Origin of the sequence: Deinococcus sedimenti, from assembly GCF_014648135.1 — a bacterium.
Taxonomy (GTDB): domain Bacteria; phylum Deinococcota; class Deinococci; order Deinococcales; family Deinococcaceae; genus Deinococcus; species Deinococcus sedimenti.
On sequence record NZ_BMQN01000040.1, the window covers coordinates 1 to 6,174 of the forward strand.

Below are 6,174 nucleotides of genomic sequence, written 5' to 3' on the forward strand. Positions count from 1 at the left end.
TGTGACTTGATCCACCTGTTGGTGGCGTCCCAGACGAAATCGCCGGAAAGTGTCGGGTACTGAGGCTATACTCCCTGCGAAAATGACGTCAGATAAGCCCTTTGGTTTTTCAAAGGAATCGCTGCACAAGTTCCTGTATCAAGAGGCAAGGCGCAGAACGTATGACCTTGAGTACTTTCATTGGAGCTGGGGTGAGTCGAGTTTCCTGGTACAAGAAGAGGAGCTCGAGATCTACATTGGGGCTAAACGAAAGTATAACAGCATCATTCATTTTTACTGCAGAACTGTTCTGCACATGCTGGGATATGGCCGAGATAATCAGGACTCTTCCAATCCAACCCTACAAGTACCTAAGGAAGAGCTACAGCATTGGCTTTCACACTATGCCCCATCATCAGTCGAAGTCATTCAAGAATCTCGCTACAACGAAGTGACTCATCGTGTCCACGTGGCTCTTCCCTCGAAAGATGTCGTAGGCGATTTCCAGTCAGCTCTGACAATTGGACCATGTGATTGGGAGTCTACAGTCGTGCTTGTCCAATTCGAGCACAGTTACATGTTGGTGGATCTCGCAAACCTCGCTTGACTTCTCCGCCGCGTTCATCTGCTTTCGATCTCTGCGTCAGCTGGAGGGATGCGCCTGCGGGTGCGTCATCTGACGTCGTGTGATACTCAGTCGCGCAGATGCGCCTTGATGATCTCGTGACGTTCACCGACACCCCGGACCTGATGGACCGACCCGATCAGGTGGTCGTGACGATCCCGAAACAGGTCGCGACGCTCGCTGAACTGTACGCCTTCTATGGCGAGGTGCTCGGAAGAGAACGGTACTTCGGGCGCAACAGCGCCGCCTTCGTCGATTGCTTGACGGACCCTGAGCGGCACGCCACGAGCTGGCAGGACATCGTCCTCTGGCACCCGAGCTTGCCTCGCCTGGGAAAGCGCGCCGTGAGTCAGTACTTCGGGGATCTCCTCTTTGCGGTGAGGCGCGTTCACGAGATACGCGGTCGTTCACCGTCGTTCCCCTTACGGATTCGGGTGGTCTTCCGGGTTGGCGCGCGTCGACAGCTGGTGCGCTGGAGCCGAAGTGAGTTGAGGTGGATGGGGATTGATCACTGAGCCGGCCCAGGGCGTGAGCCGCGAACCAAGGGCTTAACGCCTGGCCAGCAGTTGAGTCAGGAGCGGTTGGTAGAGCCCCGTCCCGAGTAAGCCCTCACGCCACCGCACCGGAATCCCCTTCAGCCCAACCTGGAGACCAGCGATCCCACCGGCCAGGCAAGCCGTCGTGTCCGTGTCCTGCCCCAGGGCAACTGCGAACTTCACGGCGGCTTCAAAGCCGTCCTGCTCGCAGGCTTGACGGGCGGAAAAGAGGGCCTCCACGACGTAGCCCCTGCCGCGGCATTGGTGAGCATCATCGGGGCGAATAAAGAAGTCCAGCTCCGCCCGCTCCGGGGTCGCCTCACCGTACAGCGCGCGTAACGTGGCGACGGCCCAGTCGAACGGCTGTGCCCTGTCCTGCAGGATACCCCGGGCCCACAGGCCATACAGGGCGCAGCAGAGTTGCGCCCGGAGATGAGCGTGAGTGACCCTGGATTGGTGCTGCGCGTCTCTGACGAGATCCGCGTCACTCCCCTGATGCCACAGGGCCAGCGGCAGGACGCGCATCAGTGACCCGTTGCCATTGGCGTACTCGCCCCCTGCGCCGGCTTCCAGTGGTGGGACACCCCGCTTCAACTGCCCGATGGCCCTAGCGGTCTGAACGCCGACGTCGAAGACGCTATCCACAGCCATGAAGCCGTCGTCGTACCAGCGCATCAACCCACCGGCAAAGTGGTGCGCATCAAACTGCCCACACGTCAGCAGGGAGTGCAGGAGGACCAGGGCCTGCGCGCCGTCGTCCGACCACGTGCCGGGCGGTACGCCGGCATGGGAGCGCTCGAAGCCCGCTGGGGGTTCAAATTCGATCTCGCTGGACGTGGGCAGCTCACTGGGATCATGGAGAACCCTGACCGGACTCGAAAACTACGCAGCAGATTGGGAAGAAAGCGTCCCGGACGTGCCCGATTCGGCCGTTACCAGATTAGGAACGAGAGACCGGGTGGCTACTTACAGCAGGGCGTGCGGCAAATAAGGGGACTGCACGGTGACGCTCATGCCCCGTCGCTTCGCCAGGGCCGACAGTCCCAGTGCTGGCAGGCACAGCCACGCCTCCGGGCCGTTGCGCCGCGTTTCACCCTCGCGGTAGAACTTCACGTGACTGGCCAGGGCCAGTTCGACTTCCTGATTGAAGCCCGCTTCGTCCCTCAGGGCCAGCTTCGCCATCATTCCGCATTCGTGCATGGCAATGAAAGCCGCGAATTCCTGGCTGTCCCCGGGCAGGTGATCCATGGCTTCCGGCGTCTCCAGAATCTTCTCGGGCGCGTCCGGCGCGTCACGGTAGAGCGCTTTGGCTGCCTCCACCTGCAAGTAACGGTAGGCTGGAGATTTGGTGCTGGACGCCTGCAACACTTCGTATCTGATGTTCAGCAGAACGGTTTCGATCAGGGCCGGTTGCCACCACATCAGCGTGAGGTAAAACGCCCGTAACCAGCGATCCGGATGCGCGGTACTGTTCGGCCCCACCGTCAGGCGGAAGAAGCTGTCTGCGCGGGGTGGAATCAATACTTCAATTTCCCTGGAACCCTCCGGGTAGTTGGCCAGTTCCAGGGAGTAACTTTCGGCGTGGGCCGCTATCCCTAGGAATTTGGCTGCTTCATCGCTTCCTGCCTCTCCCTTCAGTGCCAACAGGCCCAGCGATTCGAGCGCGCGGCTGCCGAGTGATGTCAGAGAAAAGTCCTGTGCCGTGACACGGCTGGCGAGAATTTTGGCCAACATTTCGGAATGACGCGTAAGATTGCGATCAAGCTCTTCAAAAACAAATGCATCAGGCATTTCGATTCTACTTTCCAACATATTTCATTGACTCCTATGTGTTCACTGAAATAAAGAATTTGAATCGGATTATCTGATTATAAAAGGAGTAATTTTAATATCGAGTGCCCTGACGGCCTGACAGAAAGTATGAGAAAACGTCCCCGATAGGGGAAAATTTCTGTTTATGACGACAAAAATAGTCTTCGGGGACGTGCCCCGACTCTACCAGAATGTCCGGCCCTTCCTCAGCGCCCTCTCCTGGAACGATGTCCGCAATGCGGACACCTGTGCCTGGCTCGTCGCAGGGTGCTTGGAAAGCCGAATCTGCTCCATCCCCGCGTGGGTGAGCGGGCGAATCTCAAAAGCGCAGTTCGCGCAAAGCCGAGAGATTCAGGGCCGCAGGTTTCTGGAGAACCCGAAGGTTGATCCCTTCGAGATCTATGCGCCGCTCGTCTTCCAAGCCCTTCGTCACTGGGGCGAGCACCAGGCGGTGCTCGCTCTGGACACCAGTATGCTCTTTGGGAAGTTCTGCCTGATTCGCTTTGCTGTCACGTTCAGGGGACGATCCCTTCCACTGCATCAGGAAGTCATCCAGCACGAGAGCGCCCAGGTTTCGACCCGACAACTTCTCCCTGTGCTCGCCCGTGTCAAAGGCCTCCTCGATGCGTTGGGCATCCATGACGTTCGGCTCCTTGCTGATCGAGGTTTTTGTGACACTGAACTCATGGATTGGCTCTGGGCCTGCAAATGGCACTACCGCATCCGTATCAAGTCGAATCTGATCCTCGCTGACCTGCAAGGTCAGCGCCTGTGCAAGCTCAACGACATTCGACTCCGCCCCAGGGAAACACGCTGTTTCCACAACGTCGCCATCACCGGGCAGGCGTTTGGCCCAGTCCATGTCGCGGTCGCTCGACCCACAGACGTTCAGGAACAGTGGCAGGTCGTGAGCAGCGAGCCGACAGACCTGGAAACGTTCGCTGAGTACGGCGAACGCTTCCAAATCGAAGAGGGCTTCCTGGACGATAAAAGTGGTCTCCACGGGCTGGAATCCTCGAAGCTCCGTGATGTCACGAGCCTGAACAGGCTCGTCATGGTTCTGGCGCTGGCCACGCTCTTTCTCGTCACCAAGGGTGTACAGATCGTCACGGAAGGGAAACGGCGAATGGTCGACGCGCATTGGCAACGTGGGCTGAGTTATCTCAAGATTGGGGAACGGGCCATGCGCTGGGCACTCAGTCGCGGCCTCGAAGTGTTTACCCACCTGGCACTGCCAGGTGGGCCAGATCCAGAACCTCTGGGCAAACGGAAGAAGAAATGCTCTGACCCCATCACGTTGCTGGAAGTCGGCTGGACGCTGGTTTTACGCCCTCTCTCATAAAGTTTGTCAGGCCGTCAGATCGAGTGCCTCACCGCCTGGGTCACCACCCCCACCGCCACGCCCACCCAGAAACAGGCACTCACCGAAGTCGCCCGCGCCTACCTGCGCGGCTGCAACGTCCAGGCCACCCCCGCGCAACTCGCCCTCCTGAACACCCTCGACCGCTGGGAAGACGGCGGCTGGCACGAGAAGACCCTGGATGGTGTCACGGTCGGCTGGGCAGACGGCAACGGCTTTGGCTTCCGCGATGAAGCCGAACGCCTCAAACACCGGACTGGTCTCAGCCTCCAGTGGCCTCTCCAGGCCAGCCGCTGTCAGTTCTGAGCGACCCTGCACAATAGGGAAGGTGTCAGCCATGAGTGACGGCCAGGTGCACCCGCGGCGCGTCTATCCCTTCGTGCGGCACCAACCGTGAGCGGCCCACCCGCAGCGCCCCCCGGGTACAGCGAGAGTACAGACCTGCTCGTGTCCTAGGGCCCGGCCCTCCCAGGGCAGGTCTTCGCCCTGGCGTGCGGGCTGGTGTTCCTGGCGTTCCTCTTCCGCTGCACTCCCTGGCCCGCTGGACCCTCACCACGCTCGGCACCCTCACCCTGATCGGCGCCGGCCTCCTCTGGCTCAACCTCCGGCGAACCTGAGCGCCATCACATCTCATCCACGTCATAGCCCCACGCGAGCAACTCCTCGGGCGTCGGGGCGCGCTCGTCCATCAGCACCACGCGCCCCCCTTCCACCCGCGCGTGCACGAACAGCTCATTGCCCGGCTCGATACCCCACAACTCGAACGTCAGGTCCGGCCACAGCGCCCCCACCGTCTCCAGCCACGGCACCGGCGCCGACCAGGCCGACGAGAACGACACCGTCAACACGCCCGGCTCCGCCACGACCTCCACGTCCGCCGCGTCCCGACTGGACCCCCAGTGCATCGTCTGCCACGCCGCCCCATCCAGCGGTACGCCCGGCAGGGGATCCACACCACCCGCCTGCAGGCTCACCACCCTCTGCAGGTCCCCCAGACCACCCGCGTGGTAACCCCGGGCCACCACCTCAGGCGGGACGGGCACCTGCGCGGCGAAACTCAGCGACTGCGCGGCCACCGGGCCCCGGTCGTACGTGGGGGCGACGCCCCGTTGTGCGGCACGCCACGCACCCAGCGCGTCATCCGCGCCCGTCACCACCAGTCTGTTCTGGCACCAGTTCGTCATCTCACCCCCCTATACGCGCACTCAGGACACGCGCGTTCCCTACACTCCAGGCATGCCCGAATCACCCCACCGCACACCCCGGTTCCGTCCCCCCTGGTGGCAGGTCATCCTGGTGATCTTCATCGTGATCCTGTGGGCGATCTCCCTCTGGCCCAACGGATAAGCCATGAGCGGCAGCCACACCGTTCCCGTCGTGATCGTGAACGCCGACCACGGAGCCCCCTGGGAACTCCTCGCCCTTGCGAGCGTGCTCCTGCCCCTGGCCTACGCTCTGCGCCACGTGCCATGGGCCCGCTGGACCCTCACCACGCTCGGCAAGACGCCGCTGAACATCCTCGTCCTGGGCGTTCTGCTTGGGGGCGCGGTGATTCCCCTCGTCTGGTCGATCCTGCCGCATCAAGGCAACAGTTGCACTGCTGCTCGAATCCTTCTTGTTGCACGCCTGCTCAAAGTACTCCCGGCTCGACGGTGGGCCGTGTTGATCGCAGATCGGGAGTTCGTGGGGCGCGAGTGGTGCTCGTTCCTGCGCTGGAAACGCATCCGGCAGTGTATCCGCATCCGGGAGAACACCAGAATCGAGGATGAACTGGTACGAGACCTGTTCACGACGCTGCAACCGGGACAGGTGCGCACCCTGTTCGAGCGGACGTGGGTCTATGGGGGCTGGATGCACGTGGT

Annotated in this window: 7 protein-coding genes and 1 pseudogene; 5 read left to right on the forward strand and 3 right to left on the reverse strand. The window is 61.3% G+C overall.

Going from position 1 to position 6,174, the window contains the following annotated elements:
- Window positions 1–82 precede the first annotated feature (82 nt).
- Both IEY69_RS21235 and IEY69_RS21240 read left to right on the forward strand, forming a co-directional pair.
- Window positions 83–586 (forward strand): hypothetical protein, encoded by a 504-nt coding sequence (locus tag IEY69_RS21235; RefSeq protein WP_189075076.1) that lies wholly within the window; start codon window positions 83–85, stop codon window positions 584–586.
- A gap of 116 nt (window positions 587–702) precedes the next feature.
- On the forward strand, window positions 703–1,119 hold the full coding sequence (locus IEY69_RS21240) for a barstar family protein (protein WP_189075077.1): 417 nt from the start codon (window positions 703–705) through the stop codon (window positions 1,117–1,119).
- A gap of 33 nt (window positions 1,120–1,152) precedes the next feature.
- On the opposite strand, the gene IEY69_RS21245 is transcribed toward IEY69_RS21240, so the two are convergent.
- Window positions 1,153–1,983 (reverse strand): ADP-ribosylglycohydrolase family protein, encoded by an 831-nt coding sequence (locus tag IEY69_RS21245; protein ID WP_189075080.1) that lies wholly within the window; start codon window positions 1,981–1,983, stop codon window positions 1,153–1,155.
- Window positions 1,984–2,106: 123 nt separating this feature from the next.
- Window positions 2,107–2,931, reverse strand: coding sequence for an immunity 49 family protein (locus IEY69_RS21250; protein ID WP_158590225.1), 825 nt, complete (start codon window positions 2,929–2,931; stop codon window positions 2,107–2,109).
- A gap of 493 nt (window positions 2,932–3,424) precedes the next feature.
- Here IEY69_RS21250 and IEY69_RS21255 point away from each other — a divergent pair, with 493 nt between their 5' ends.
- Together IEY69_RS21255 and IEY69_RS21260 are read left to right on the forward strand one after the other, a co-directional pair.
- Window positions 3,425–4,294, forward strand: a complete 870-nt coding sequence (locus tag IEY69_RS21255) for a transposase (RefSeq protein ID WP_229784196.1) — start codon at window positions 3,425–3,427, stop codon at window positions 4,292–4,294.
- A gap of 3 nt (window positions 4,295–4,297) precedes the next feature.
- Window positions 4,298–4,618 carry a hypothetical protein gene (locus IEY69_RS21260; protein WP_119673770.1) on the forward strand — a complete coding sequence of 107 codons (321 nt, stop codon included), beginning with the start codon at window positions 4,298–4,300 and terminating at the stop codon, window positions 4,616–4,618.
- 317 nt (window positions 4,619–4,935) lie between these two features.
- Here IEY69_RS21260 and IEY69_RS21265 read toward each other — a convergent pair whose 3' ends face one another.
- Window positions 4,936–5,496 carry a hypothetical protein gene (locus tag IEY69_RS21265; protein WP_189075079.1) on the reverse strand — a complete coding sequence of 187 codons (561 nt, stop codon included), beginning with the start codon at window positions 5,494–5,496 and terminating at the stop codon, window positions 4,936–4,938.
- A 193-nt stretch (window positions 5,497–5,689) separates the two neighbouring features.
- Between IEY69_RS21265 and IEY69_RS21270 the strand changes: the two are divergent.
- A pseudogene (locus IEY69_RS21270) lies at window positions 5,690–6,174 on the forward strand (transposase family protein); the annotation flags it as partial.